Below are 24,891 nucleotides of genomic sequence, written 5' to 3'. Positions count from 1 at the left end.
TCCCGTACGGGTGTCGTCACGTCATTACGGCAGGAAGCGCAGGGCCCAGTCGGCGCGGTGGGCGACGGCGAGGTCGTCGTCCTCCGTCAGGGGCCTCAGGAGGCCCTCGGCCTTCTTCGGGTCCGCCTGGACCAAGTCGACGATCTCGGCGGCCAGGCCGTCCTGGTCGTCGCCGAGGTCGACGGCGGAGGCCCGCACCAGGACCGGGAGGCTCCCGGTGCCGCCGATGCCCGCGACGACCCCGCCGAGCAGCTCGCGGGCGTAGCCGTTGCGCTCCTCGACCGCCCGGCCGAGCTCCGCCTCCAGGCGCGGCAACAGTTCCGGGCCGCCCGTCGCCGCGATCTCGTCGGCGAGGTCGATGGTCGCGTCGACGTCCGCGTCGAGGTCGTCCAGCATCGCGAGGAGCCGGGTGGTGCCGTCGTCGGTCATGGGGTGCCTCCTGAAGAGTGCCGTCCGCGGGGCCGGAACCGGCCGCGCCCCGCGGAGAGCCGTCGTGCGTACAGTTCACGGCCCGGGTCGCGGCCGTGCAAGGCGGCGGCCCGGGCCGGGGGCGTCTCAGAGTTCGGTGACCCTGCCGTCCGCGACCCGGACGCGGCGGGTGGTGCGGACGGCGTCGAGCATGCGGCGGTCGTGGGTGACGAGCAGCAGCGTGCCGGTGTACGAGTCGAGGGCGGACTCCAGCTGCTCGATCGCCGGGAGGTCCAGGTGGTTGGTCGGCTCGTCGAGGACGAGGAGGTTGACGCCCCGGCCCTGGAGCAGCGCGAGCGCGGCCCGGGTCCGCTCTCCCGGCGAGAGGGTGGTGGCGGGCCGCAGCACGTGGACGGCCTTCAGGCCGAACTTGGCGAGCAGGGTCCGGACCTCGGCGGGCTCGGTGTCGGGGACGGCCGCGCAGAACGCCTCCAGGAGGGTCTCCGTGCCGTGGAACAGCCTGCGGGCCTGGTCGACCTCGCCGACGACGACGCCCGGGCCGAGCGACGCGTCGCCGGAGTCCAGCGGGAGGCGGCCGAGGAGGGCGGCGAGCAGGGTCGACTTCCCGGCGCCGTTGGCGCCGGTGACGGCGACCCGGTCGGCCCAGTCGATCTGGAGGCTGACGGGGCCGAAGGAGAAGTCGCCGCGCTTGACCTCGGCCTCGCGCAGGGTCGCGACGACCGAGCCGGAGCGCGGGGCGGCGGCGATCTCCATGCGCAGCTCCCACTCCTTGCGGGGCTCCTCGACGACGTCGAGGCGTTCGATCATGCGCTGGGTCTGCCGGGCCTTCGCGGCCTGCTTCTCGCTGGCCTCGCTGCGGGCGTTGCGGCCGAGCTTGTCGCCGTCGGTGGCCTTGCGGCGGGCGTTCCTGACGCCCTTGTCCATCCAGGACCGCTGCATGTGGCCGCGCGCTTCGAGGGCCGCCTTCCGGCCCGCGTACTCCTCGAACTCCTCGCGCGCGTGGCGGCGGGCGGTCTCCCGCTCCTCCAGGTAGGCCTCGTAGCCGCCGCCGTACAGGGTGATCTGCTGCTGGGCGAGGTCGAGTTCGAGGACCTTGGTGACGGTGCGGGTGAGGAACTCGCGGTCGTGGCTGACGACGACCGTCCCGGCGCGCAGCCCCTTCACGAAGGACTCCAGGCGCTCCAGTCCTTCGAGGTCCAGGTCGTTGGTGGGCTCGTCGAGGAGGAAGACGTCGTAGCGGGAGAGGAGCAGGGAGGCGAGGCCGGCGCGGGCGGCCTGGCCGCCGGAGAGCGAGGTCATCGGCTGGTCGAGGCCGACGGTGAGCCCGAGGGAGCCGGCGACCTCCTCGGCGCGCTCGTCGAGGTCGGCGCCGCCGAGGTCCAGCCAGCGTTCCAGGCTGACGGCGTACGCGTCGTCGGCGCCGGGGGTGCCGTCGACCAGGCCCTGGGTGGCCTCGTCCATCGCGGTCTGGGCGGCGGCGACGCCGGTGCGCCGGGCGAGGAAGGCGCGGACGGTCTCGCCCTCGCGCCGCTCGGGCTCCTGCGGGAGGTGGCCGACGGAGGCGGTGGGCGGGGAGAGCCTCAGCTCGCCCTCCTCCGGTGCGTCGAGCCCGGCGAGCAGCCGCAGCAGGGTCGACTTGCCGGCGCCGTTGACGCCGACGAGGCCGATGACGTCGCCGGGGGCGACGACGAGGTCGAGCTGGGCGAAGAGGGTGCGTTCGCCGTGGCCGGCGGCGAGGTCCTTGGCGACGAGGGTTGCAGTCATCAGGGGACGCATCCTAGGCGACGGGAGGACCCGCCGAGGGGGCCGGGGCGGCGGGCGCCGGGACCGGGTGCGCCGGGGTCGTCCCCGGTCAGCCGTGGGAGGCGCCCACCGGGACGGGGGCGCCCGCGGTCCCCTCCCGGGGCCCGGCGAGGAGCCGGCGGAGCACGGTCCGGTAGGCGGGGCCGTGGAAGCGGTACGGGCCGGTGCCGGGGTAGCCGTCGCGCGCCGGGTCGACGGCGGGGCCGGTCCACCAGGCGAAGTCGCGCCAGACGACGTCGTCGCCGTCGCGTTCGACGACGGCCGTGACGGCCCCGCAGCCGGGGTCCCCGCAGTCGGGGCAGGAGTGGATCACGTACCGGCCGCCGGGGAGGCGGTGACCGCCGGTGTCCGCGTCCGTGCCGGCGGCGTCGAGGAGGAGGCGGACGTGCGCGGCCCGGAGGACGGGCGGGAGGTCCGACGCCAGGGGAGAGATGGTGTCCGCGCCGTCGGTCTCGTCGAGCCGGTGGAGCAGCGGCCTGCCGTCGACCAGGAGGTCGGCGGGGGCGGCGGGGGTCGCGGGGGTGAGGTCGAGGCTGGTGTACACGGACGGCATGCTCCGAGTATTTCCCCGCGGACCGTCCCGTTCCATGGCTGATCCGTCCCGGAAATGTCCCGGTCCGGGTACGGCGTCGGACGCGGACGGCACCACTCGGTCCGGGCCGGGCGGCACTCCCGGTCCGGGCCGGGCACCGCCCCCGATCCGGGCCGGGCGACACCGTCCGATCGGGCCGGGCGACACCGTCCGATCGGGCCGGGCGACACCGTCCGATCGGGCCGGGCGACACCGTCCGGTCCGGGCCCGACGACACCGTCCGGTCCGGGTCGGGCGCCGTCCCCTCCGGGTGGGCGGGAGGGCCCGGAACGGCTGCGGGGCGGTTGCCCTCCTTTCGGATGGCAACCGCCCCGACCGCCCCGCGTGCGGGGTTACTTGCCGAACGGCGGGCGGGAGGTGTCGTCCGCGTCGACGCACTGCCTGGCCCGCTTCTCCAGGGCCTCGGCCTTGGCGAGGGCCTTCTTGGCCTCCGTCGTGGCGCCGAGGCGCTTGAGCTGGGCGGCGCGGTCGCGCTCCTTGCGGGCGTCGGCCTTCAGCTTGCTGATGTTGCAGGTGATGGCGCCGGCCGCCGCGGGCTCGGCGGTCGCCGTCTGGCCGGCCAGGACACCGCCGGCCAGCAGCGTGGCGGCGAGCAGGGCCGGCAGGACGCGGCGCGCGGTCTTGAGGGGGCGCATGGTGGTTCTCCAACTCCCGGGCTGGGACGACCCGTTCGAGGCATGGTCAGTACCAGCAGGTAACTTTACCTCGGCAAACGGGTGAATCACGTCAGGGACTCCGGGCCCCACAGGGTCGTCAACACTCCTCCACAGGACTCCCACTGACGAGGTGGTAGGTGGCCCGTCCGTCGAGCAGCAGCGGGACGAGCGCGCGCTGCGACTGACGCAGCGGCACGAACGCCCCCGCGCCCTCCCGCCGCACGGTGACGCCGTGCAGGGCGAGTTCGTCGCCGGCCTCGGCGTACTGCGCGGCGTCCAGGCGGTAGCCGCACGGCGGGTCGGCGAGGACCTCCTCCGGCTCCGGCGGGTCGTTGTCGGCGCCGCCGAGGAAGACCGGTCCCCGGTCGGCGAAGCCGGTGAGCCGGGCGCGGGCGGTGGCCGCCGCCAGCGGGCCGCGCCGCTCGTCGAGGTGGGCGAACATCCCCTTCAGGGCGGCGTGCTGGGTGGCGACCCGGCGCCGGTGGTTGAGGGCCGGGTCGTCCTTCTCCGCCCCGTCGAACGCGTCCACCCGGGTCTCGACGAGCAGGGAGGCCGCGTGCTTGACGCCGGCCGTGTTGCGCAGGATCCGCTCCTGGCCGTCGCCCGCGACCTGCCGGATCGGCTCGCCGGTGAGCGGGTCGGTCCAGATGCCGTAGATCCCGGTGCTGTACCCGGCGCGTCCGGCGGCGGGGCGGACGTACCTCTCCGAGAGCGTCCGGGACTCGTCGTGGACGTGCGGGTCGGTGTCGAGGCTGCGGGGCCAGAGCGCGAGCAGCTCCTTCTCGTAGTACCGGGGGGTGGCGCCGTACTCGTGCAGGTCGTAGACGAGGTGGGGGCGCCGGTCGCGGAGGACGGCGGCGATCGCGCGCGCCTCGGCGGTCCGCAGGGCGATGTGGTCGCGGTTGACGTCGATGCCGTCGGCGTTGCCCCGGGTGTCGGCCTCCCGGCCGTCGGGGTTCGCGGTCGGGACGACCAGGACGGTGGTGCGGTCGAGGAGGCGCCGGGTCTCCGGGGCCCGGGCGAACGCGAGGTCGCGCACCGTGCTCAGACAGGCCTCCCGGCCGGCGGGCTCGTCGCCGTGCTGGCTGCACACGAGGAGCACGGTCGTGGCGCCGGGCCGGGTCGCGCCCAGGGCGACGAGCCGGAGCGGGCGGCCCTGCGCGGTGGTGCCGATCTCGCGCAGCGACACCCGGTCGCCCGCCCGGTCGACGGCCGCGAGGAAGTCCCGCTCCTCGGCCTCGGTGGTCCACCGGGCGCCCCGGCTCGTCTCGAAGCCGGTGCGCGGCGGCGGTTGCGCGGGGGCGCTGCCGGCCGTCTCGGCGGGGACGGCGACGAGCGGCAGGGCGAGGGCGGCGGCGCCCGCCGCGAGGGCGAGGGCCCGTCGTGAACTCCGCCGCGCGGTGCGGTCCTTCGCGGTGGGCGGCCTCATCGGGCGGCCCCCGCTCCGGGCAGGCGCGGACCCGCGACGGCGGCCGGCGGCGTGGACGCGCCCGGCGGCAGGAGTCCGGACGGCGGCCGGAGTCCGTTCGGCGCGGAGACGGCCGGGGCCGGTCCCGTCGTGGCCCGGACGAAGGCGCCCGCGCCGCCGACCAGCGGCAGCTCCGCCCGGGTGCGGGCGAGGTCCAGGGTGAGGGTCGGGGTGGTCGACGGCGGGTCGAGCAGGTCCCGGTCGGTGCCGCCGACGATCAGGGCGAGCCGGTGGCCGGCCGGGACGACGTGGTCGGCGGCGGCGAGGTCCAGGGTGAGGGTGTACGCCCTGCCGGGGGTCAGCGGGCGCCCCTTCCGGGGGTCGGCCCAGGTGCCGAGGTCGGCCCAGCCCCGGCTGACGACCGTGTGCGCGACGTCGGCGGTGCGGGCCTCGGTCTCCTTGAAGCAGGCGCTGTCGCCCGGGGTGCTCGCGCCCCAGCAGGTGCGGTGGGCGAGGGTGGTGATGCCCTCCCCCGCCGCCGTGTAGTCGCGGATGGTGGCGGGGCCGAGGTCGACGAGGACGGCGGAGAGGTGGGCGGTGGCGGTGGTCGGGGTGGCGGTGACCGTCACCCGGGAGGAGCCGGCGATCCGCAGGTCGCGGGAGAGCGGGCGGGTGACGAACCCGGCCTTCTCGGGGGTCGCGGTGTCGATCCGGGCCGCCCAGTCCAGCTCCCCGAGGGCCGGGTCGTCGGTGAAGGTCGCGGTGGAGCCCGGGGCGGTGGGGGCGCGGCCGAGGACGCCGGGGCCTGCGGCGGCGCCGGGAGCGGGGCGCAGGGTGGTGGTCGCGGTGCCGCGCGGCGGCCAGTGCCGGTCGGTGGTCCAGCGGTCCGGGGCGCGTTCGACGTCGGCGGCGGGCTCGCGGTCGATGCCGTTGTCGTAGCCGAGGAGGTAGTGGTCGAACCAGCGGTGCAGGGTGCGGACCCAGTCGGCGCGCCGGAAGTCGAAGGGGTCGACGTGGCCGGTCCGGGAGAGCCAGACCTTCCGCTCGACGCCGTGGGCGGCGAGCGCGTCCCACCACTTGCCGAACTGCCCGGCCCGCACGTTGAGGTCCTGCTGTCCGTGCACGGCGAAGACGCTGGCCTTCACCTTGTGGGCGTCCTTGACGTGGTCGCGCTCGCTCCAGGCGGCGGTCCAGTCGCCGCTGTAGGGGGTGGCGGCGGTGATGCGGTCCTGGACGGCGCCGCAGCGGGCCCGCGCGTCGGGGCTGTCGACGTAGTCGGAGAGCCAGCTCGGGTTCGCGTCGTAGAGCGGGGCGCCCTGGGAGTGGAAGTAGTCGTACCAGGAGGAGATGGCCCCGATGGGGACGATCGTTTTCAGCCCTTCGACGCCGGTGGCGGCCACCCCGTTGGCGACGGTGCCGTCCCAGCTCTTGCCGATCATGCCGACGTTCCCGTTGCTCCAGCCGGTGGCGCGGGCCGGGGCCGTGCCGGTGCGGGTGGTGTAGCCGCGGGCGCGGCCGTTGAGCCAGTCGACGACGGCCTTGGCGGACCGCACGTCGGAGCGTCCGCCGACGTCGTCGCAGCCGTCGGAGCGGTTGGTCCCGGCGAGGTCGACGGCGACGAAGGCGTAGCCGCGCGGGACGAAGTAGTTGTCGTAGTACAGCGGGAACTGCACCGGTCTCCCGTCCGCGTCGTACGTCTTCCTCTGGCTCTCGTTGCCGCGCCCGCAGCAGGCGTAGTACGGGCTGGCGTCCATGATCACCGGGATCTTCCGGCCCGCCGCGGCGGGCTCCCGGGGGCGGACGACGTCGACGGCGACCCGGTCGGCGCGTCCGTCCCCGTCGCCGTCGAGTCCGGTGTCGACCCAGACGGACTCGCGGACGGCGTCGGCGTACGAGTGGACGGGGCGCGACTCGCGCACGGACCCGGCCGCGGGCGCGGCGGGGTCCGTCCGGGCGCCGGCCGGGGTGACGAGGGTCGCGAGCAGCGCGGCCGTGGCCGCCGCCACGAGGGTTCCGTACGGCGCTCGGGCTCCGCGGGTGATCCGCTTTCGCATCGGCATGGGCGGGAACGTACCCCGGTCAACTCCCGTGCAAAAGAGCGCCGGAGGGAATCAGGGTCCATTCGGGGTGATCCCGGGGGTGGAGGGGTTCGTGTCGGCCGAATGGCGATCGTGTGACAGGAGGTCCTCTGGACGTGACGGTCCGTCGGGGCCCTGAATAAGGTCGAAAGCAAGGACCGACGACCACCCGCGCGTCTTACGTTTCTTATGACTTGGGGAGCACCTGTGCACCGCAGAATCATCGTTCCGAGCGCCCTCGCGGCCTCCCTGATGCTGGCGATCCCGGCGTCGGCGGCCGATTTCGTCCCCGGGGCCCCGGGCATCGGCGACTCCTACTACCCCGCCAGCGGCAACGGCGGGTACGACGTCTCCCACTACGACCTGCGCCTGAAGTACGAGCCGGCCACGGACCTCCTGGAGGGCACGGCGACGATCCTCGCCACCACCAAGCAGAACCTGTCCCGGTTCAACCTCGACCTCGGGCTGAAGGTCAGCGAGGTCCGGGTGAACGGCCGGGTCGCGAAGTTCGCCGCCTCGGGCGACCACGAGCTGGAGGTCACCCCGGCCGTCCCGCTGGAGAGGAACAAGGAGATCTCGGTGGTCGTCCGCTACGCGGGCAAGCCCTCCGAGTTCAAGGTCGACGGCTGGTCGGCCTGGGCCCGCACCCCGGACGGCGGTGTCGCCGCGCAGGAGCCGGACTCGGCCGTGTGGTGGTTCCCGTCCAACGACCACCCGCTGGACAAGGCCACCTTCGACGTCTCGGTCTCGGTGCCGGCCGGTCACCAGGCCATCAGCAACGGCGTGTTGCAGTCGCAGTCCACGTCGCTGGGCCGGACCCGCTTCAACTGGCGCTCCGACAAGCCGCAGGCGACGTATCTGGCCACGCTCGCCGTCGGCAAGTTCGACATCACGACGGACCGGACGGCGAACGGGCTGCCCGTCCTCAACGCGTACAGCAAGGACCTGGGCGCCCACGCGGGCGCGGCACGCGCCTCGATCGAGCGCACCACCGAGGTGGCGGAGTGGCTGGAGACGGTCTTCGGGCCGTACCCCTTCAACTCGCTCGGCGGTTACGTGCCCAACGTGACCAGCGGCTTCGCCCTGGAGACGCAGACCCGGCCGTTCTACAGCCCGCGGCAGTTCGCCAACGGCGCGAACGTGTCGGTGGTCGTCCACGAGCTGGCGCACCAGTGGTACGGCGACAGCGTGTCCGTCCGGGACTGGAAGGACATCTGGATCAACGAGGGCTTCGCCCGCTACAGCCAGTGGCTGTGGTCGGAGAAGGAGGGCGAGGGCACGACGCAGGAGCTGGCGGACTACGTGTACGCCCTGCGCGGTGCCGACGACCCGTTCTGGACGGTGAAGCCGGGTGACCCGGGCCCGGAGAACCAGTTCCACGGCGCCGTCTACGACCGGGGCGCGCTGGCGCTCCAGGCGCTGCGCAACGAGATCGGGGACGAGGACTTCTTCGCGATCCTGAAGGGCTGGCCGAAGCAGTTCGCGTACGGCAACGCGCGGGTGGCGGACTTCGTGCGGTACGCGGAGCGGGTCTCCGGCGAGCCGCTGGCCGAGCTGTTCGACACCTGGCTGTACGAGCCGTCGAAGCCGGCCGCTCCGGCGGCGGCCGCGGCCGGCCTGTCCGCCCCGGCGGCTCCGAAGACGACAGCGAAGGCCGGGGCCGGGGCGAAGGCCGCCGCGAAGCCGGTGCGGCCGAAGTCGTGGAAGAAGATCGCGGCGACGAACACGGTCCACGACCACGAGCGCGGCCACGCGGGCCACGGCGGTCACTGAGCCGTACGGCGCGTCCCGGAGGGCCGTCCGTCAGCGCTTCGCGCGGCGGGCGGCCCTCCGCGCCTCCCCGGCCAGGGGCAGGTAGCGCAGCCGCTCGGGCAGGACGGGGACGACGGCCCGCAGGACCCGGCAGAGCCGGCGCAGGGTGCGTTCCTGGGCGTCCGTCCACTCCAGGCCGATGGCCTCGCGGGCGTCCGGGGGCATGAAGCCCGCGGTGAGGAAGGCGCGCAGCCGCAGGAAGGGGCGGCGCAGGAGGGGCCAGAGGAGGCGGAGGGCGAGCCGGACCGGCAGCGGGCCCCGGTCGGGGGCGGGCACGGGCAGGTCGGTGTCGAGGAGCTCCCGGACGACGACGGTGGCCTCCAGCTCCTCGGCGAGGACCTTCCGGTAGTACGGCCAGAACTCCTCGATCGTCTGCGGCATGTCCCGGTCGTGGATGCCGAGGATGCGGCCGACCCGGAGCCACTCGGCGTAGAGCTGCCGCTCCTGGGCCTCGGTGAGGGGGCGGAAGAGCAGGCGGAGGCCGTGCCGGTAGACGGGGAAGCCGGTGGCGTGCACCCAGGAGTAGTGGGCGGGGGTGAGGGCGTGGTAGCGGCGTCCGTGGGCGTCGGTGCCCCGGATCGTGCGGTGCAGCTCCCGGAGCCGGCGGCCCTCGCGGGCGGCCTCCTCGCCGCCGTAGATCCAGAGCTGGACCGAGCGCAGGGAGCGCTCGCCGCGGCCCCAGGGGTCGGTGCGGAAGACGGAGTGCTCGTCGACGCCGGCGCCGATCGCGGGGTGGGCGACCTGCATCGTGAGGGCGGCGGGCAGCATGAGGAGCGCCCGTACGTCCCCGGCGACGCTCCACAGCACCCCGCCGACGGGCGGCGGCGCGGGATCGGCCTGCTTCACGCGTTCCACGGTCCTTCTCCTCTGCGGTCGTCTCCAGGGTGCACCCGTGGCGGAGGACATGACGAAAGGCATGACGGGGCGGTGCCGGAGGGGCATGACGAAGGGGCCGTCGCCAGGGCGACGGCCCCTTCCGGGTGTACGGGGTCAGGCGCGGTCGGCGCCGACCGGCTCGCCGACGATGCGGGCGGCGAGGGCGTGGGCCCAGGCGTCGACGTCTGCGTTGAGCTCGCGCTCGGCGGCGGCGCGCTCCTCGGCGATCTTCGCGGTGCCGGCGGCGAGGATGGTGTCGCGCTCGGCGGAGCCCTCGGCGCGGGCGGCGGCGATGGCGGCGGAGCCCTCCTCGACGGCCTTGGAGCGGATGCGCGCGGCCTCGTGGCGGGCCTCGGCGAGCTCGGCCTCGTACTGCTCGCGGACGCGGGCGGCCTCGGTGCGCAGGTCGTCGGCGCGGTCGGTGCCGCCGTCGATGGCGTCCTCGCGCTCGTCGAGCGTGCGCTTGATCTTCGGCAGGATGCCCTTCGCCAGGATGAGGAAGGTGATGCCGAACAACACCAGGCCGAGGATGAGCTCGGCCCAGACGGGGTTGAGCGGACCGAGGTCCATCTTGAAGATCTGCGAGTTCGCGAGGGTCATGCGCGCATTCTACCTGGAGCAAATGGGTGTAATTGAGACACCGGAGTGAGAGTTGGCACGCTCGTGCGGGCGCGGCCAGATTCCCGGCACCCAAAGGCTACCGGAAGGTAACCACGGCTGATTGTATGTGCGGCGCCAGGCCAATCCCCCACGCCTCCACGGGAGTTCACGTGTCGTTCGCCGCGCTCCGCCGCGCCCCCGGCGCCGCTCTTTCCCTCGCCCTCGCCGCCGCCACCCTGACGGCGACGGCCCCGGCCGCGTCCGCCGCGACCACCGAGGCCCCCCGGCTGAAGGTCCTCACGTACAACGCGTTCATTTTCTCGAAGTCGCTCTACCCGAACTGGGGGCAGGACCACCGGGCGAAGGCGATCCCCGCCGCCCCCTTCTTCCAGGGGCAGGACGTCGTCGTCCTCCAGGAGGCCTTCGACAACTCCGCCTCCGACGCGCTGAAGGCGAACGCGGCCGGGCAGTACCCGCACCAGACCCCGGTCGTGGGCCGGAGCAAGAGCGGGTGGGACGCCACCGGCGGGTCCTACTCCGCGACCACGCCCGAGGACGGCGGCGTGACGATCCTCAGCAAGTGGCCGATCGTCCGCAAGGAGCAGTACGTCTACAAGGACGCGTGCGGCGCCGACTGGTGGTCGAACAAGGGCTTCGCCTACGCCGTCCTCGACGTGAACGGCAGCCGGGTGCACGTGCTCGGCACCCACGCGCAGTCCACCGACCCGGGCTGCGCCGCGGGCGAGGCGGCGCAGACGCGCAGCCGCCAGTTCAAGGCGATCGACGCCTTCCTCGACGCCAAGAAGATCCCGGCGGGCGAGCAGGTGATCGTCGCCGGCGACATGAACGTCGACTCGCACACGCCCGAGTACGGCACCATGCTCGCCGACGCGGGCCTGGTGGGGGCCGACGCCCGCACCGGCCACCCGTACTCCTTCGACACCGACCTGAACTCGATCGCCTCCGAGCGCTACCCGGACGACCCGCGCGAGGACCTCGACTACGTCCTGTACCGCGCGGGCAACGCCCGCCCGGCCGGCTGGACCAACCACGTGGTCCTGGAGAAGAGCGCCCCGTGGACGGTCAGCAGCTGGGGCACCGCCTACACGTACACGAACCTCTCCGACCACTATCCGGTCACGGGCTTCTGACGACCGGGCCGGGGCCGCGCCTCAGTAGCCCCGGCCGCCGAAGAGGCTGTAGAGCCAGGCGCCGAGCACCGCGGCGACGCAGACCATGACGAACAGGGAGCCGGCGCTCGTGTGCCGCTCCTTCCGGGGACGGCCGGGGCGGGGGGCGCGAGCCTTCCGCCCCGGCCTCTCGCGCTTTCCGGCCCTTGCGCCGCGGTCCGGCACCGGCGCCGGCTCGGCCACCGCGGCGACGTCGGCGAGCAGGCTGCGGCAGACCGCCGCCAGCTCCGCCGTCCCGGCCGACAGGTCGACGACCACCTCGGTGCGCGCCGGCGCCGTCGTCCCCCCGTCCAGGATCCGCCCGGCCCGCAGCAGCGCCCGGTCCTTGCCGCCGGTCGGGGCCAGACTGATCCAGCGGCGGACGTGCTCGCCCCGGATCACCACCCCGCCGCCCCGCTCGCGGTAGACGGTGTGCTCACGCCACAGGATCCCGGCCAATTCCCCGGCCGTGTCCCTGAGTTCCGCGTACATCGATTCCCCCCTGCTCCCCTGTCCCCCGCTGCGACAGCGGCCGACTCTAACCCCCGCGCCCGGGCCCCGCGCCGCCACCCCGGCCCCGCGCCCCTTACGCGCCGAAGTCGTACACCGTGACCGGTATCCCCCGGTCCACGAGCCGCCGGAGGACCAGCGGCTCGACCCGGTCCCAGGAGCCGCCCGCGAGCCCGCAGCCGATCCGGGGCATGTGCGCGGACGCCCCCAGCCCGGCGGCCCTGTCGGCCAGCGCCCCGAGGGCCGTGTCGATCGCCTCGTACCGCACGGGGACGCCGGTGCTCCGGCCCGTGCGCGTCCCCCGCTGCCCCACCAGGTTGGCCACCCAGACGTACGGCTCGACCCGGACGAACTGGGCCGCGCCCAGGCCGAAGTCGTTCCCCGCCCGCTCCCGGTGCCACCGGCGGTAGGCGGCCTCCGGCTCGGGCCAGCGGCGCGACAGGGCCAGGACGAAGCCCTTCCCCCAGCCGCCCAGGTCGTTGCAGACATGGGCGATGATCTTCACGCCCTTGCCCCGCGGGGAGGTCGCGTCCCCCCGGACGTACGCGATCCCGTTCGCACTCCCGTTCATGACGATCACGCTACGGGCCGCCACTGACAATCGCGCCGGTCTTTTACACCGGTGGTGAGACAGCAATACTGTTCAAGCGGTCCGGACACGCGGGCCGACGGCTGGGGAAACGAGGCGGCTCGGATGGACGTCGAGAGCGACGTGGAGCGCGGACCGAGCTACACCGTCGACGAGCTGGCCGCGCGGGCCGGGGTGACGGTGCGGACCGTGCGGTTCTACGGGACCCGGGGGCTCCTGCCGCCGCCCGTCATCGGGGCCCGGCGGGTGGGGCACTACGGACCGGAGCACCTCTCCCGGCTCGCGCTCATCGAGGAGCTCCAGCGGCAGGGCATGACGCTCGCCGCGATCGAACGGTACCTGGAACAGCTGCCGCCCGACCTCAGCGCCCGCGACCTGGCGGTCCACCGGGCCCTGGTGGCCTCCTGGGCGCCCGAGTCCGCCGAGTCGACCACCCGGCGCGAGCTGGAGCGGCGGGCCGGGCGGGCGCTGACCGAGCGGGACGTCGACCGGCTCGCCGCGATGGGGGTCCTGGAGCGGACCGACGACACCGACACGTACCGGCTCGACGGCTCGCTGCTGCGGCTCGGCGTGGAGATGCTGGACGTGCCCATCGAGCACGAGACGATCCTCGCCTCCCGGACCGTGCTCCTGGAGCACGCGCGGGCCGCCGCCGAGGAGCTCGCCCGGCTCTTCCAGGAGCAGGTGTGGAACCCGTACCGGGAGAGCGGCGAGGACCCGGACCACCTGAAAGCGATGAGGTCGCTCTCGGCCCACATGCAGCCGATGGTGATCCAGGCCCTCGTCACGGCCTTCCAGCGCTCGCTGAGCGAGGAGCTGAGGACGGCCTTCCGGAGTCCGTGAGCGGTCGGATTCCACGACCGGTCGCGGACTCCGCGACCGGTCAGGCGTCGGTGAAGACCTCGCCCCGCTCGGCCTTCTCCACCAGGAGGGCCGGCGGGGTGAAGCGCTCGCCGTACGTCTCCGCCAGCTCGCGGGCGCGGGCGACGAAGCCGGCGACCCCGCCCTCGTAGCCGTTGACGTACTGGAGGATGCCGCCGCTCCAGGCCGGGAAGCCGATGCCCAGGATGGAGCCGATGTTGGCGTCGGCGACCGAGGTCAGGACGCCCTCCTCCAGGAGGCGGACGGTGTCGATGGCCTCGGAGAACAGCATCCGCTCCTGCATGTCGCGGAAGGGGATCTCGTATCCCGGCTTGGTGAAGTGCTCGCGCAGGCCGGTCCAGAGCTTGCCCCGCTTGCCGTTCTCGTCGTACTCGTAGAAGCCGGCGCCGCCGCTGCGGCCGGGGCGCTCGAACTCGTCGACCATGCGGTCGATCACGGCCTCGCCCGGGTGGGTGGCCCAGACGCCGCCGGCCTCCTCGATCGCCCGCTTGGTCTCGTTGCGGATCTTGCGGGGCAGGGTCAGGGTCAGCTCGTCCATCAGGGAGAGGATCTTGGCCGGGTAGCCGGCCTGCGCCGCCGCCTGCTCGATCGAGGCGGGCTCGATGCCCTCGCCGACCATGGCGACGCCCTCGTTGAGGAACTGGCCGATCACCCGCGAGGTGAAGAAGCCGCGCGAGTCGTTGACCACGATCGGGGTCTTGTTGATCTGGCGGACCAGGTCGAAGGCGCGGGCCAGGGCCTCGTCGCTGGTCCGTCCGCCCTTGATGATCTCCACGAGCGGCATCTTGTCGACGGGCGAGAAGAAGTGCAGGCCGATGAAGTCGTCCTGGCGCTCCACGCCTTCGGCGAGGACGGTGATCGGCAGGGTGGAGGTGTTGGAGCAGAGCAGCGCGTCGGGCTCCACGACGGACTGGATCTCCTGGAACACCTTGTGCTTGAGGGCGGTGTCCTCGAAGACGGCCTCGATGACCGCGTCGCAGCCCGCGAGGTCGGCGGCCTCGGCGGTGGGGGTGATGCGGGCGAGGAGGGCGTCGGCCTTCTCCTGGGTGGTGCGGCCGCGCGAGACGGCCTTGGCGCACAGCTTCTCGGAGTACGCCTTGCCCTTGGCGGCGGACTCGGCGGAGACGTCCTTGAGGACGACCTCGATGCCGGCGCGGGCGCAGGAGTAGGCGATGCCGGCGCCCATCATGCCGGCGCCGAGGACGGCGACCTTGCGGACCTGGCGGGGCTCGACGCCCTTGGGGCGGCTGGCGCCGGAGTTGACGGCCTGGAGGTCGAAGAAGAACGCCTGGATCATGTTCTTCGCCGTCTGGCCGGTGACCAGCTCGGTGAAGTAGCGGGACTCGATGACGGAGGCGGTCTCGAAGTCGACCTGGGAGCCCTCGACGGCGGCGGCCATGATGGCGGCGGGCGCCGGGTAGGGGGCGCCGTTGAGCTGCTTGCGCAGGTTGGCCGGGAAGGCCGGCAGGTTGGCGGCGAACTTCGGGTGCGAGGGGGTGCCGCCGGGGATCTTGTGGCCGGGCAGGTCCCAGGGCTGGTGCGACTCGGGGTGGGTGTCGATGAAGGCGACGGCCTTCGCGAGCATCTCCTCGGGGGTGGCGGCCAGCTCGTGCACCAGGCCGTTGTCCAGGGCCCGCTTGGGGTTGTACTGGGTGCCCTGGAGCAGCACCTTGAGGAGGGCGTCGGTGATGCCCATCAGGCGCACGGTGCGGGTGACGCCGCCGCCGCCCGGCAGCAGGCCGAGGGTGACCTCGGGCAGGCCGATCTTGGAGCCGGAGGCGTCGAGGGCGATCCGGTGGTGGGAGGCGAGGGCGATCTCGTAGCCGCCGCCGAGCGCGGCGCCGTTGATCGCGGCCACGACCGGCTTGCCGATCGTCTCGATGCGGCGCAGCGCCTTCTTCATCTCCAGGGCGCCCTCGAAGATGTCCTGGGCGTGCTCGGGGCCCGCCTGGATCATGTCCTTGAGGTCGCCGCCCGCGAAGAAGGTCTTCTTCGCGGAGGTGTAGATGATGCCCCGGATGGAGTCCTTCTCGGCCTCCACGCGGTCGGCGACGGCGATGATCGAGGCCCGGAAGGCCTGGTTCATGGTGTTGGCGGACTGGTTCGGGTCGTCCAGGACGAGGGTGACGATCCCGGTCTCGTCCTGCTCCCAGCGGATGGTGGTGCTCTCGCTCATGACTGATGCTTCTCCGTAAGAAGGGGTTCGGACGGGACGGTCAGACGCGCTCGACGACGGTGGCGATGCCCATGCCGCCGCCGACGCACAGGGTGGCCATGCCGTAGCGCTTGTCCTGGCGCTCCAGCTCGTCCACGAGGGTGCCCAGGATCATCGCGCCGGTGGCGCCGAGCGGGTGGCCGAGCGCGATGGCGCCGCCGTTGACGTTGACCTTGTCCAGCGAGATGCCCATGTCCTTGACGAAGCGCAGGACGACGGCGGCGAAGGCCTCGTTGATCTCGACCAGGTCGATGTCGTCCATGGTCAGGCCGGCCTTGGCCAGGGCCTTGCGGGCGGCCGGGGCCGGGCCGGTGAGCATGATGGTCGGCTCGGAGCCGGAGACGGCCACCGAGACGATCCGGGCGCGGGGCGTCAGGCCGTACCGCTCGCCGACCTCCTTCGAGCCGACGGCGACGAGGGCGGCGCCGTCGACGATGCCGGAGGAGTTGCCCGCGTGGTGGACGTGGTCGATCTCCTCGATCCAGTGGTACTTCTGCAGCGCGACCGCGTCGAAGCCGCCGAGCTCGCCGATGTCCGCGAAGGACGGCTTGAGCCTGGCCAGGGAGTCGGCGGTGGTGCCGGGGCGCAGGAACTCGTCGTGGTCGAGGACGGTGAGGCCCGCGCGGTCCTTGACGGGGACGACGGAGCGGGCGAACCGGCCGTCCTTCCAGGCCTCGGCGGCGCGCTCCTGGGAGAGGGCCGCGTACTCGTCGACGTCGCGCCGGGAGAAGCCCTCGATGGTGGCGATGAGGTCGGCGCCGATGCCCTGGGGGACGAAGTTGGTCTCCAGGTTGGTCATCGGGTCGGCGAACCAGGCGCCGCCGTCGGAGCCCATCGGCACGCGGGACATGGACTCCACGCCGCCGGCCAGGACGAGGTCCTCCCAGCCGGAGCGGACCTTCATGGCGGCCATGTTGACCGCTTCGAGGCCGGAGGCGCAGAAGCGGTTCTCCTGGACGCCGGCGACGGTGTCGGGGAGGCCGGCGGCGATGGCGGAGACGCGGGCGATGTCGGAGCCCTGGTCGCCGACCGGGCCGACGACGCCGAGGACGATGTCGTCGATCGCGGCCGGGTCGAGGCCGGGGTTGCGGCTCTGGATCTCCTTGATCAGGCCGACGACCAGGTCGATCGGCTTGGTGCCGTGCAGGGATCCGGTGGCCTTGCCACGACCGCGCGGGGTGCGGATCGCGTCGTACACGTACGCTTCGGTGCTCACGGGAGGCCTTTCGCGATGAGGGTGGGAGGGGTTGCGCGGGGGTGGAGGTCAGCCGAGGAGGGAACGGCCGATGATCTCCTTCATGATCTCGGTGGTGCCGCCGTAGATGGTCTGGATGCGGCCGTCGGTGTAGGCCCTGGCGACCGGGAATTCAGTCATGTAGCCGTATCCGCCGTGCAGTTGCAGGCAGCGGTCGGCGACCTTCTTCTGGAGCTCGGTCGCCCACCACTTGGCCATCGAGGCGTCCACGGCGTCGAGCGCGCCGTTCGCGTGCTCCTCGATGCAGCGGTCCAGGAAGGCCCGGGTGACGGCGCACTCGGTGGCCATCTCCGCGATCTCGAAGCGGATGTGCTGGAGCCGGGAGAGCGGGCGGCCGAAGGCCTCGCGCTCCTTGACGTAGGTGGTGGTGATCTCCAGGAGGTGCTCGGCGGCGGCGATGCCGGCGACGGCGATGGCCATCCGCTCCTGGGCGAGATTGGTCATCAGGTGGACGAAGGCGCCGTTGAGCTCGCCGAGCAGGTTCTCCTTGGGGACGCGGACGTCGTGGAAGAACAGCTCGGCGGTGTCCTGGGACTTCTGGCCGATCTTGTCGAGGTTGCGGCCGCGCTCGAAGCCCTCCGCGCCGCGCTCCACGACGAGCAGGGAGAGGCCGTGGGCGCCGCCGTCGGGGGTGGTGCGGGCGACGACGACCACCAGGTCGGCCAGGATGCCGTTGGAGATGAAGGTCTTGGAGCCGTTGAGGATCCAGTGGTCGCCGCGGTCCTCGGCGGTGGTGCGGATGCCCTGGAGGTCGGAGCCCGCGCCCGGCTCGGTCATGGCGATGGCGCTGATGGTCTCGCCGGAGCAGAAGCCGGGCAGCCAGCGCCGCTTCTGCTCGTCGGTGGCGAGGGAGGTGAGGTACGGGCCGATGATGTCGTTGTGCAGGCCGAGGGCGAGGCCGGGGGTGCCGGCCCGGGTGAACTCCTCGGCCAGGACGGCGCCGTAGCGGAAGTCGGGGTTGCCGCCGCCGCCGTACTCCTCGTCGACGGCGATGCCGAGCAGGCCCTGCCGTCCGGCGGCGAGCCAGGCCTCGCGGGAGACGATGCCGTCCTTCTCCCACTGCTCGTAGTGGGGCAGCACCTCCTTCTCCAGGAAGGTGCGCACGACCGCCCGGAAGGCTTCGTGGTCCTCGGTGTAGATCCGACGCTTCATGCGGAAGTCTCCTGGGTGTGCAGGGAGGGTACGGCCCAGTCGTGGGCGACCTCGGCGGTGTCGGCCCCGGGCAGGGCGGGGCCCGTGCGCAGGGTGCCGGGGGTGACGGAGAAGCGGGGTGCGGGGGCGGGCTGGACCTGCCCGTCGTGCTCGGCGAAGGTGCCGCGGGCGGCCAGGTGCGGGTGGGACGGGGCCTCGTCCAGGGAGAGCACGGGGGCGACGCAGGCGTCGGAGCCGTCGAAGACCTCGGTCCACTCCTGCCGGGTGCGGCTCAGGAACGCCTTGGCGACGGCCTCGCGCAGGTCGGGCCAGCGGGCGAGGTCGTAGCGGCCGGCGGCGGCCTCGTCGCCGATCCCGAGGAGGCGGACGAACTCGGCGTAGAACTGCTCCTCCAGGGCGCCGACCGCCATGTGGCCGCCGTCGGAGGTCGCGTAGACGCCGTAGAAGGGGCAGCCGCCGTCGAGGAGGTTGGTGCCGCGCCGGTCCTGCCAGCTCCCGGCGGCCAGCATGCCCCGGATCATGGTGGTGAGGTGGGCGGTGCCGTCGACGATCGCGGCGTCCACGACCTGGCCCTCGCCGTGGGCTCGGGCGTGCTGGAGGGCGGCGAGGACGCCGATGACCAGGTAGAGCGAGCCGCCGGCGTAGTCGCCGAGCAGGTTGGCGGGGATGGCCGGCGGTCCTTCGGGGTCCGGGCCGATCATGCCGAGGGCGCCGGTGATCGCGATGTAGCCGATGTCGTGCCCGGCGGTCGGGGCGAGCGGTCCGTCCTGGCCCCAGCCGGTCATCCGGCCGTAGACCAGGCGCGGGTTGCGGGCGAGGCAGGCGTCCGGGCCGACGCCGAGGCGCTCGGCCACGCCGGGCCGGTAGCCCTCGATCAGGACGTCCGCGCGCTCGGCCAGGTCGAGGACGGTCGCGGGGCCGTCCTCGGCCTTGAGGTCGACGAGGACCGAGCGCTTGTTGCGGTTGGTGAGGTCGCGGGCGGGGTCGATGCCGAGGCCGGGGCCGCCGGGGCGGTCGACCCGGACGACGTCCGCGCCGAGGTCGGCGAGCAGCATGGCGGCGAAGGGGCCGGGGCCGATGCCGGCCAGTTCCACCACGCGCACCCCGGCGAGGGGGCCGTTGCGGGTGGTGTGCGTCGTGCTCATCGAACCCCCGGGAGTATGTGACACCAATGATGTAACACCAGAGATGCTAGGAACGTGTTCCACTCGGCACAAGCCCCCCGGCCGAGCAAGCGCTTGGAAAATTCGGAGAGGGCGGGGAGGGGGCGCCGGAACGGGGCACCGGAAGGGGTGCCGGGAAAGGGCGCCGGGAGGCGGTGTCGGGAGGCGGCTTCCGGACGGGCGGGAGGGGGCGCCGGAAGGGGGCACCCGGAGGAGGCACCGGGAGGCGGCTTCCGGACGGGCGGGCGGAGGGACCGGTGCGGGGCTTCCGCTATCCTCCGCCGACGACGACCGCGCACGGCGGCGCGGTCCGGCCGAAGCGAGGGGCTGCATGGACACAGGGGCGGGCGTGGGGAACGGGGCCGGGGCGGACCCGGAGCGCGGGGACAGGCCGTACGACGTGGTCCTCTTCGGGGCCACCGGGTTCGTGGGCGAACTCACCGCGGAGTATCTGGCCGAGCACGCCCCCGCCGGGTGCCGGTGGGCGCTGGCGGGTCGCAGCCTCGGCAGGCTGGAGGCGCTGCGGGACCGGCTGGCCTCGGACCGGCCGCACCTGGCGGACCTCCCGCTGGTCGTGGCGGACTCCGCCGACCCGGCCTCGCTGCGCGAACTGGCCGGATCCGCACGGGTGGTGGCGACCACGGTCGGGCCCTACGTCTGGTACGGCGAGGAGCTCGTCGCCGCCTGCGCGGAGGCCGGCACGGACTACCTGGACCTGACGGGCGAGGCCGAGTTCGTGGACCTCGTGTACGTGCGGCACGACGCGCGCGCCCGGGAGACCGGCGCCCGGATCGTGCACGCCTGCGGCTTCGACTCGATCCCGCACGACCTGGGCGTGCACTTCACCGTGGAGCAGCTCCCGGAGGGCGTGCCGCTGCGGGTGGACGGTTTCGTCCGGGCCGGGGCGGCGTTCTCGGGCGGCACCTTCGCCTCCGCGCTCACCGCGCTCGGCCGGGGCCGGGAGATCCTGCGGGCCGCGCGCGAACGGCGCCTGCACGAGCCCCGGCTCGTGGGCCGCCGGTCGCGCGCGCCGCTCGGCGGCCCCCGCTTCAGCCGGGAGACGGGCACGTGGGCGCTGCCGCTGCCGACGCTCGACCCGCAGGTCGTGGCCCGCTCCGCGGCGGCCCTCGACCGGTACGGCCCGGACTTCCGCTACCGGCACTACGCCTCCGTGAAGACGCTCCCGGTGGCGCTCGGCGGCGCCGCGGCCGTCGGCGCGGGCGTGGCGGCGGCCCAGCTCCCGCCCGTAAGGAGCTGGCTGATGGAGCGTTACAGCGCCGGGGAGGGACCGTCGGCCGAACGGCGCGCCCGGAGCTGGTTCTCCGTGCGGTTCGTGGGCGAGGGCGGCGGCCGGCGGGTCTTCACCGAGGTGTCGGGCGGCGACCCGGGATACGACGAGACGGCCAAGATGCTCGCCGAGTCGGCCCTCTGCCTCGCCTTCGACCCGCTGCCGAAGACCGCCGGACAGGTCACCACGGCGGTCGCGATGGGCGACGCCCTCACCGCCCGCCTGCGGGAGGCGGGCATCCGCTTCCGGGTGGCGCACCGGGAGTAGCACGCGTCCGCTCCCGGGGCCGTCGGGCTTCCGGACCGTGAGGCCGTACGGGCTTGCGGGTCGTACGGACGTGAGGACCGTACGGACGTGAGGACCGTACGGCCCCGGAAGCGGGCGCGCGTCAGAGCCGTACGAGCCGGAAGGGATGCCCGGCCGGGTCCGCGTAGACGCGCCGGGCCGGGTCGCCTCCCCCGTCGTCGAGCGGTACGGCTCCGAGCGCGAGGACGGCCTCGTCGGCGGCGGCCAGGTCGTCGACCCGCACGTCGAAGTGGAACTGCTGCTCGGGCGCGCCCCAGGCGGGCGGCTGGTGGCCCGGGACGCTCTGGAAGGCGAGGACCGGGCCGCCGTCGCCGCGCAGCACGACGCAGCCCTCGCCGACGGTCCACCGGGGGTCGGGCTCGTCGACCTCGCCGCCGATCAACCGCTGGTAGAAGAGGGCCAGTTCGTTCGCGTCGGGGCAGTCGAGGACGACGCACCGCAGCCGCCCGATCATGCGCGGCCCCCGGTGGCGGCGGGGGTCGGAATCGGGCCGCGCGGGAGGGAACGCGGCGGAACGGTAGGGGGAGTCGTCATGGCCCCCACCCTGCCGGGCGGTCCGGGGATCCGGTATCCGTACGCGTACTCAGAAGGCGCCGGGTGCCCCGGGAGGGCCCGGGTGCTCCCCGAGCGCCTCCGCGAGGGCGCGGCGGCAGAGGGAGTCGGCACGGCGGGTGGTCTCCGGGACGCGGTAGCGCGGAGTGAGGTGGAGGGTGTGGGCGCAGGCGCCGGCGAGGGAGACCCGGTGGCCGACGGAGACGAAGACCGGCTTGACCCCGGCCCGGGTGCGCACGGCCCTGCCCACCTCCTCCCCGTCGGCGAGCAGCGGGGACGCGTCGCCGCGCGCGGGCCCCGGCTGCTCGTACGCGAAGGTGAAGGGCTTCTTGGCGACGCCGACGGACGGCCGCCCGGTGAGCACGCCGAGGTGGCTGGCGAGCCCGAAGCGGCGGGGGTGGGCGAGGCCGTAGCCGTCGCAGACCAGGAGGCCCGGGTCGGCGGTCAAGGCGTCGAGCGCGGCGAGCACGGTCGGGATCTCCCGGAAGGCGAGGAGCCCGGGGACGTACGGGAACGAGACCCGGCCGACCGCCGTCGCCTCCTCCACGACCTCCAGGGTCCGCGCGTCGAGCACCACGGCCGCGGCGGCGACGAGGTCCCGCTCGTCGTCGTAGGCCACGTCGAGCCCCGTGACGTGCCCCTCGCCGACCGCGGGGCCCTCCTCGTCCCGCACAAGGCGCCCCCTCAGCTCCCGCTGGACGGCGAGGGCGGCGGTCTCGTCGGTGGGCCAGCCCGCCGGAATCTCGATGATCGTCATGATGCGGGCCACCCTACGGCCGGTTCCGCGGCGCCGGTAGCCTGGCGATCATGTTCGTACTGGAATTGACCTACACCGCACCCGTCGAGCGGGTGGACGCGCTGCTCGACGCGCACGTCGAGTGGCTCGACGCGCAGTACGCCGCCGGCGTGTTCCTCGCGTCCGGCCGGAAGAACCCGCGGGACGGCGGGGTGATCCTGGCCGCCGGGGTCGACCGCGCGGAGATCGAGAGGATCGCGGCGGCCGACCCGTTCAGCGCCGAGGGCGTGTGCGCGTACCGGATCACGGAGTTCTACGCGACCAAGACGGTCGACGGGATCGCCGCGTACCGGGAACAGTTGCCCTCCTAGGCGGCGTCCGGCGGATCATGCGGCTGCCGGATTACCGGCTCGTCGTTCCCGGCACGGGGCGGGGTGATCAACGGGATCCTGTTCCGGGTCCGGGCCGGGGTCCCGTGGCGTGATCCGCCGGAACGTTACGGCTGACGTCATCGGCAACGCCACCTCGGCCCCGTACGAGACCCAGCCGCACACCCTGACCCCGGTCACCTCCGAGCCGGGCACCGGTGGCTCGTACGTCTACGACGCGACGGCCGGAAATCCGACCTGTCCTTCGACAAGGCCGAGGCCGGGCTCAAGTTGTTCACCGACCACAGCAGCTCGCACGACTTCAGCCATGTGCGGCTGATCGGCTACAACTACGCCTACGACTACGACCGGACCTACCACGTGCGCCGAGGCCAATCATGAGCGAATACAACATCCACGCCGGATTCCGGGAGCAGGAGGCCCCCGGCGCCGCCCTCGCACAGGCCCTGTGGGCAGAGCTCGAAACGACTTTCGGGATCGGGTTCACCGACAACAGCACCAGCACCGGCCCGTCCTTCACCTGGGGTGACGGGGACCGCTGGTTGACCGTTTGGGTTCCGGTGGTCCCGGACAAGGACGAGCCGGACCACTCCCACCCGGCCCGGATCACCGCCAACCAGACGGACACGGACGCCTTCGCTCACCAGGTCTTCGAGGCCCTGGACGCGACCGGCCGCTACTCGCTCTTCATGATCGAGGACGACTGGCAGCTGGTCCGGACGAACTCGGACCTCGCCCGCACCCAGTGGGACGAGGCGCACGGGGACTGAGCACCGCTCCGAACCGAAAGGCCGGTGCCCCGAGGAGAAGGCTCCGGAAGGGAACGGCGAGGTCCGGATCCCGGGCTTGCCCGGGATCGCTCACGCCGCTCCGTTCCTGATCGGGCACCACGTCACCGATCACGGTCCCCGACCGCCGCAGGTCTTCATCGATGCCGTGCTCGCCGTCGATCTCGACGCGAGGGGCGACGTCCACCCTCACCCGCCACGGCAGGCCGGTCCGCTGGGGAAACGGAATCCGTAACGATCCACCAGGGGGCGGGTCACACGACCCATCACCCGTCGGACACCCCTAGGACGTACGCCACGACGCCGCGGGCACGGGTGACACCCCCTGGCGGAGCGGTCCCAGGCGTGCGACGCGGCCCTGTTCGCCGGAGGCCCAGCAGGAGCCGTCCGGGGTGCAGTCGACCGTGTCGTACGAGCCGGTGTCGACCGTGCGCCAGGTCCGGCCGCCGTCGGTGGTCAGGTCCGTGCCGGTGGGACCGACGGCGAGCGCGGACGTCCTGCCGTACGGGAGCCAGGCGACGCCCGAGCGGTAGGCGGGCGGCGGCGCGGCCGGGGCGCGCCAGGTGCGGCCCGCGTCGGAGGTGACGGCGGCGGCCCGCGGGGACGGCTGGTCCTTGCGGTAGTCGCCGCCGACCGCGATGCCGTGCGCGCGGTCGCGGAAGGCGAGCCCGAAGACGCCCCGGGCCGGGTCCCCGGCCGGGATCGGCGAGGCCGTGGCCGTCCAGGTCAGGCCCCGGTCGGCGGAGTGCAGCACGCGCGCCGCGGCCGCGCCGCCCGTCGCGAGCCACACGTCCCGGGGCCCGGCCGACACCAGGCACTGGCCGCTCGCCGCGAAGCCCGCCTCGCCGGGGAGCGCGTCCGGCATCCCCGCGTTCGGCAGGACCCGCCAGGACCGGCCGCCGTCGCGGGTGGAGAGGATGCGGTACTTCCCGTCGACCGGGTCGCTCATGGCGAGGCCGTTGCGGTGGTCGAAGAAGGTCATGCAGTCGTAGAAGGCGCGCGGGTCGGTGTTGCGGAACGACTCGGTCCAGGTGGCGCCGCCGTCCTCGGTGCGCAGCACCCGCGAGGCCTCGCCCTCCCCGATGGCGAGGACGACGGCCCGGCGGGCGTCGAAGGCCTCCACGTCGCGGAACTCCAGCCCCTCCGCGCCGGGCGGCGAGACGTTCCGCCAGCTCCGGCCCCCGTCGGTGGTGCGCAGCACCGTGCCCTTGGAACCCGCGGCCCAGGCGGTGCGGCGGTCGACCGCCGCGAGCCCCCGGAAACGGGCGTCGGTGCCGGTCGGCGTGAGGCGCCAGCCGAGCGCGGGCGCGTGGCGCCGGTCGGCCGTCGGCGGCGTGGACCGTGTTCCTGCCGTCGGCGCGGGCCGTGCGTCAGGCGTCGGTGCGGACCGTGCGTCAGGCGTCGGTGCGGACCGTGTTTCGGTCGCCGGCGCGGACCGTGTTTCGGTCGCCGCTGCGGGCCGCGCGTCGGGCGTCGCGGCCGTGGGGGTCTCCCCGGCCCGCGCCGGAGCGGCCAGGGTCAGCGCGAGCGCCGCCCCGACCAGTCCCGCCGACATCATTCGTCTCGTCTTCCCCATGGACGTCATGGCGCCGGAAGCTAGTGCCCCCGCCCGCCCGCCGTCCAGGGTGCGTCCCCGGCCCGCC

Annotated in this window: 23 protein-coding genes and 1 pseudogene; 7 read left to right on the top strand and 17 right to left on the bottom strand. The window is 73.8% G+C overall.

The genetic code is table 11. The features are described 5' to 3' along the window. Positions 1-24: 24 nt before the first annotated feature. From ACWGSR_RS10280 to ACWGSR_RS10255, 6 genes are all read right to left on the bottom strand, one after another. Positions 25-429 (bottom strand): hypothetical protein, encoded by a 405-nt coding sequence (locus tag ACWGSR_RS10280; RefSeq protein ID WP_376230773.1) that lies wholly within the window; start codon positions 427-429, stop codon positions 25-27. A 126-nt stretch (positions 430-555) separates the two neighbouring features. Further along, positions 556-2,193, bottom strand: a complete 1,638-nt coding sequence (locus tag ACWGSR_RS10275; RefSeq protein ID WP_376230772.1) for an ABC-F family ATP-binding cassette domain-containing protein — start codon at positions 2,191-2,193, stop codon at positions 556-558. A gap of 88 nt (positions 2,194-2,281) precedes the next feature. Then, on the bottom strand, positions 2,282-2,785 hold the full coding sequence (locus ACWGSR_RS10270) for a hypothetical protein (RefSeq protein ID WP_453565259.1): 504 nt from the start codon (positions 2,783-2,785) through the stop codon (positions 2,282-2,284). A gap of 371 nt (positions 2,786-3,156) precedes the next feature. Then, positions 3,157-3,459 carry a hypothetical protein gene (locus ACWGSR_RS10265; RefSeq protein WP_453565257.1) on the bottom strand — a complete coding sequence of 101 codons (303 nt, stop codon included), beginning with the start codon at positions 3,457-3,459 and terminating at the stop codon, positions 3,157-3,159. Positions 3,460-3,577: 118 nt separating this feature from the next. After that, a complete protein-coding gene (locus ACWGSR_RS10260) occupies positions 3,578-4,909 on the bottom strand; it encodes a M14 family metallopeptidase (RefSeq protein WP_453565255.1) in 1,332 nt (443 codons plus the stop codon). After that, positions 4,906-6,948 carry a Xaa-Pro dipeptidyl-peptidase gene (locus ACWGSR_RS10255; protein ID WP_453565252.1) on the bottom strand — a complete coding sequence of 681 codons (2,043 nt, stop codon included), beginning with the start codon at positions 6,946-6,948 and terminating at the stop codon, positions 4,906-4,908. Before ACWGSR_RS10255 ends, ACWGSR_RS10260 begins: the two co-directional genes overlap by 4 nt. A gap of 225 nt (positions 6,949-7,173) precedes the next feature. On the opposite strand from ACWGSR_RS10255, the gene ACWGSR_RS10250 reads away from it, so the two are divergent. After that, positions 7,174-8,739: a M1 family metallopeptidase gene (locus ACWGSR_RS10250; RefSeq protein ID WP_376230767.1), complete on the top strand. Its 1,566-nt coding sequence runs from the start codon at positions 7,174-7,176 to the stop codon at positions 8,737-8,739. A 30-nt stretch (positions 8,740-8,769) separates the two neighbouring features. On the opposite strand, the gene ACWGSR_RS10245 is transcribed toward ACWGSR_RS10250, so the two are convergent. Then, a complete protein-coding gene (locus tag ACWGSR_RS10245) occupies positions 8,770-9,633 on the bottom strand; it encodes an oxygenase MpaB family protein (protein ID WP_453565249.1) in 864 nt (287 codons plus the stop codon). A gap of 135 nt (positions 9,634-9,768) precedes the next feature. After that, a complete protein-coding gene (locus tag ACWGSR_RS10240; RefSeq protein WP_376230765.1) occupies positions 9,769-10,254 on the bottom strand; it encodes a F0F1 ATP synthase subunit B family protein in 486 nt (161 codons plus the stop codon). 125 nt (positions 10,255-10,379) lie between these two features. Here ACWGSR_RS10240 and sph point away from each other — a divergent pair, with 125 nt between their 5' ends. After that, on the top strand, positions 10,380-11,405 hold the full coding sequence (sph, locus tag ACWGSR_RS10235) for a sphingomyelin phosphodiesterase (RefSeq protein ID WP_453565246.1): 1,026 nt from the start codon (positions 10,380-10,382) through the stop codon (positions 11,403-11,405). A gap of 21 nt (positions 11,406-11,426) precedes the next feature. Here sph and ACWGSR_RS10230 read toward each other — a convergent pair whose 3' ends face one another. Both ACWGSR_RS10230 and ACWGSR_RS10225 read right to left on the bottom strand, forming a co-directional pair. After that, complete coding sequence (locus tag ACWGSR_RS10230) at positions 11,427-11,915, bottom strand: hypothetical protein (protein WP_376230763.1); 489 nt, start codon at positions 11,913-11,915, stop codon at positions 11,427-11,429. Positions 11,916-12,009: 94 nt separating this feature from the next. Further along, positions 12,010-12,504, bottom strand: coding sequence for a macro domain-containing protein (locus ACWGSR_RS10225; protein ID WP_453565242.1), 495 nt, complete (start codon positions 12,502-12,504; stop codon positions 12,010-12,012). Positions 12,505-12,627: 123 nt separating this feature from the next. Here ACWGSR_RS10225 and ACWGSR_RS10220 point away from each other — a divergent pair, with 123 nt between their 5' ends. Continuing rightward, positions 12,628-13,365 carry a MerR family transcriptional regulator gene (locus tag ACWGSR_RS10220; RefSeq protein ID WP_453565239.1) on the top strand — a complete coding sequence of 246 codons (738 nt, stop codon included), beginning with the start codon at positions 12,628-12,630 and terminating at the stop codon, positions 13,363-13,365. A gap of 40 nt (positions 13,366-13,405) precedes the next feature. Here the strand turns inward: ACWGSR_RS10220 and ACWGSR_RS10215 are convergent, their stop codons facing one another. Genes ACWGSR_RS10215 through ACWGSR_RS10200 form a run of 4 tightly spaced genes read right to left on the bottom strand, consistent with a single transcriptional unit; the run spans position 13,406 to position 19,171 of the window. After that, complete coding sequence (locus ACWGSR_RS10215; protein WP_376230761.1) at positions 13,406-15,580, bottom strand: 3-hydroxyacyl-CoA dehydrogenase NAD-binding domain-containing protein; 2,175 nt, start codon at positions 15,578-15,580, stop codon at positions 13,406-13,408. Between the two features lie 40 nt (positions 15,581-15,620). Beyond that, entirely contained in the window at positions 15,621-16,835 is a 1,215-nt protein-coding gene (locus ACWGSR_RS10210) for an acetyl-CoA C-acetyltransferase (RefSeq protein WP_053642511.1), read from the bottom strand. A 48-nt stretch (positions 16,836-16,883) separates the two neighbouring features. After that, positions 16,884-18,026: an acyl-CoA dehydrogenase family protein gene (locus tag ACWGSR_RS10205; RefSeq protein WP_453565236.1), complete on the bottom strand. Its 1,143-nt coding sequence runs from the start codon at positions 18,024-18,026 to the stop codon at positions 16,884-16,886. Beyond that, positions 18,023-19,171, bottom strand: a complete 1,149-nt coding sequence (locus ACWGSR_RS10200; protein ID WP_453565233.1) for a CaiB/BaiF CoA transferase family protein — start codon at positions 19,169-19,171, stop codon at positions 18,023-18,025. The genes ACWGSR_RS10205 and ACWGSR_RS10200 overlap by 4 nt, the downstream gene beginning before the upstream one ends. Positions 19,172-19,520: 349 nt before the next feature. On the opposite strand from ACWGSR_RS10200, the gene ACWGSR_RS10195 reads away from it, so the two are divergent. Further along, positions 19,521-20,744 carry a saccharopine dehydrogenase family protein gene (locus tag ACWGSR_RS10195; RefSeq protein ID WP_453565231.1) on the top strand — a complete coding sequence of 408 codons (1,224 nt, stop codon included), beginning with the start codon at positions 19,521-19,523 and terminating at the stop codon, positions 20,742-20,744. A 121-nt stretch (positions 20,745-20,865) separates the two neighbouring features. Here ACWGSR_RS10195 and ACWGSR_RS10190 read toward each other — a convergent pair whose 3' ends face one another. Together ACWGSR_RS10190 and ACWGSR_RS10185 are read right to left on the bottom strand one after the other, a co-directional pair. Then, positions 20,866-21,237 carry a VOC family protein gene (locus ACWGSR_RS10190; protein WP_376230757.1) on the bottom strand — a complete coding sequence of 124 codons (372 nt, stop codon included), beginning with the start codon at positions 21,235-21,237 and terminating at the stop codon, positions 20,866-20,868. 129 nt (positions 21,238-21,366) lie between these two features. Beyond that, a complete protein-coding gene (locus ACWGSR_RS10185; RefSeq protein ID WP_453565226.1) occupies positions 21,367-22,092 on the bottom strand; it encodes an endonuclease V in 726 nt (241 codons plus the stop codon). A gap of 50 nt (positions 22,093-22,142) precedes the next feature. On the opposite strand from ACWGSR_RS10185, the gene ACWGSR_RS10180 reads away from it, so the two are divergent. The 3 genes and pseudogenes from ACWGSR_RS10180 to ACWGSR_RS10170 all read left to right on the top strand — a co-directional run. Further along, positions 22,143-22,442: a YciI family protein gene (locus tag ACWGSR_RS10180; RefSeq protein ID WP_376230755.1), complete on the top strand. Its 300-nt coding sequence runs from the start codon at positions 22,143-22,145 to the stop codon at positions 22,440-22,442. A gap of 395 nt (positions 22,443-22,837) precedes the next feature. After that, positions 22,838-23,230: a hypothetical protein gene (locus tag ACWGSR_RS10175; RefSeq protein WP_453565223.1), complete on the top strand. Its 393-nt coding sequence runs from the start codon at positions 22,838-22,840 to the stop codon at positions 23,228-23,230. 16 nt (positions 23,231-23,246) lie between these two features. Beyond that, positions 23,247-23,483: pseudogene (locus ACWGSR_RS10170) on the top strand (DUF7919 family protein); the annotation flags it as partial. A 48-nt stretch (positions 23,484-23,531) separates the two neighbouring features. Here the strand turns inward: ACWGSR_RS10170 and ACWGSR_RS10165 are convergent. Further along, positions 23,532-24,833 (bottom strand): oxidoreductase, encoded by a 1,302-nt coding sequence (locus ACWGSR_RS10165; protein WP_453565220.1) that lies wholly within the window; start codon positions 24,831-24,833, stop codon positions 23,532-23,534. Between the last annotated feature and the right edge of the window lie 58 nt (positions 24,834-24,891).

It is taken from the genome of Streptomyces sp. NPDC055632 (genome assembly GCF_053618675.1).
This window is presented reverse-complemented; position numbering and strand designations above follow the sequence as displayed.

Coding starts and splice junctions, on each gene's coding strand:
- ACWGSR_RS10280 (WP_376230773.1), bottom strand. CDS start 429: ATGACCGACGACGGCACCACCCGGCTCCTCGCGATGCTGGACGACCTC.
- ACWGSR_RS10275 (WP_376230772.1), bottom strand. CDS start 2,193: ATGACTGCAACCCTCGTCGCCAAGGACCTCGCCGCCGGCCACGGCGAA.
- ACWGSR_RS10270 (WP_453565259.1), bottom strand. CDS start 2,785: ATGCCGTCCGTGTACACCAGCCTCGACCTCACCCCCGCGACCCCCGCC.
- ACWGSR_RS10265 (WP_453565257.1), bottom strand. CDS start 3,459: ATGCGCCCCCTCAAGACCGCGCGCCGCGTCCTGCCGGCCCTGCTCGCC.
- ACWGSR_RS10260 (WP_453565255.1), bottom strand. CDS start 4,909: ATGAGGCCGCCCACCGCGAAGGACCGCACCGCGCGGCGGAGTTCACGA.
- ACWGSR_RS10255 (WP_453565252.1), bottom strand. CDS start 6,948: ATGCCGATGCGAAAGCGGATCACCCGCGGAGCCCGAGCGCCGTACGGA.
- ACWGSR_RS10240 (WP_376230765.1), bottom strand. CDS start 10,254: ATGACCCTCGCGAACTCGCAGATCTTCAAGATGGACCTCGGTCCGCTC.
- sph (WP_453565246.1), top strand. CDS start 10,380: ATGTGCGGCGCCAGGCCAATCCCCCACGCCTCCACGGGAGTTCACGTG.
- ACWGSR_RS10230 (WP_376230763.1), bottom strand. CDS start 11,915: ATGTACGCGGAACTCAGGGACACGGCCGGGGAATTGGCCGGGATCCTG.
- ACWGSR_RS10225 (WP_453565242.1), bottom strand. CDS start 12,504: ATGAACGGGAGTGCGAACGGGATCGCGTACGTCCGGGGGGACGCGACC.
- ACWGSR_RS10220 (WP_453565239.1), top strand. CDS start 12,628: ATGGACGTCGAGAGCGACGTGGAGCGCGGACCGAGCTACACCGTCGAC.
- ACWGSR_RS10215 (WP_376230761.1), bottom strand. CDS start 15,580: ATGAGCGAGAGCACCACCATCCGCTGGGAGCAGGACGAGACCGGGATC.
- ACWGSR_RS10205 (WP_453565236.1), bottom strand. CDS start 18,026: ATGAAGCGTCGGATCTACACCGAGGACCACGAAGCCTTCCGGGCGGTC.
- ACWGSR_RS10200 (WP_453565233.1), bottom strand. CDS start 19,171: ATGAGCACGACGCACACCACCCGCAACGGCCCCCTCGCCGGGGTGCGC.
- ACWGSR_RS10195 (WP_453565231.1), top strand. CDS start 19,521: ATGGACACAGGGGCGGGCGTGGGGAACGGGGCCGGGGCGGACCCGGAG.
- ACWGSR_RS10190 (WP_376230757.1), bottom strand. CDS start 21,237: ATGATCGGGCGGCTGCGGTGCGTCGTCCTCGACTGCCCCGACGCGAAC.
- ACWGSR_RS10185 (WP_453565226.1), bottom strand. CDS start 22,092: ATGACGATCATCGAGATTCCGGCGGGCTGGCCCACCGACGAGACCGCC.
- ACWGSR_RS10180 (WP_376230755.1), top strand. CDS start 22,143: ATGTTCGTACTGGAATTGACCTACACCGCACCCGTCGAGCGGGTGGAC.
- ACWGSR_RS10175 (WP_453565223.1), top strand. CDS start 22,838: ATGAGCGAATACAACATCCACGCCGGATTCCGGGAGCAGGAGGCCCCC.
- ACWGSR_RS10165 (WP_453565220.1), bottom strand. CDS start 24,833: ATGACGTCCATGGGGAAGACGAGACGAATGATGTCGGCGGGACTGGTC.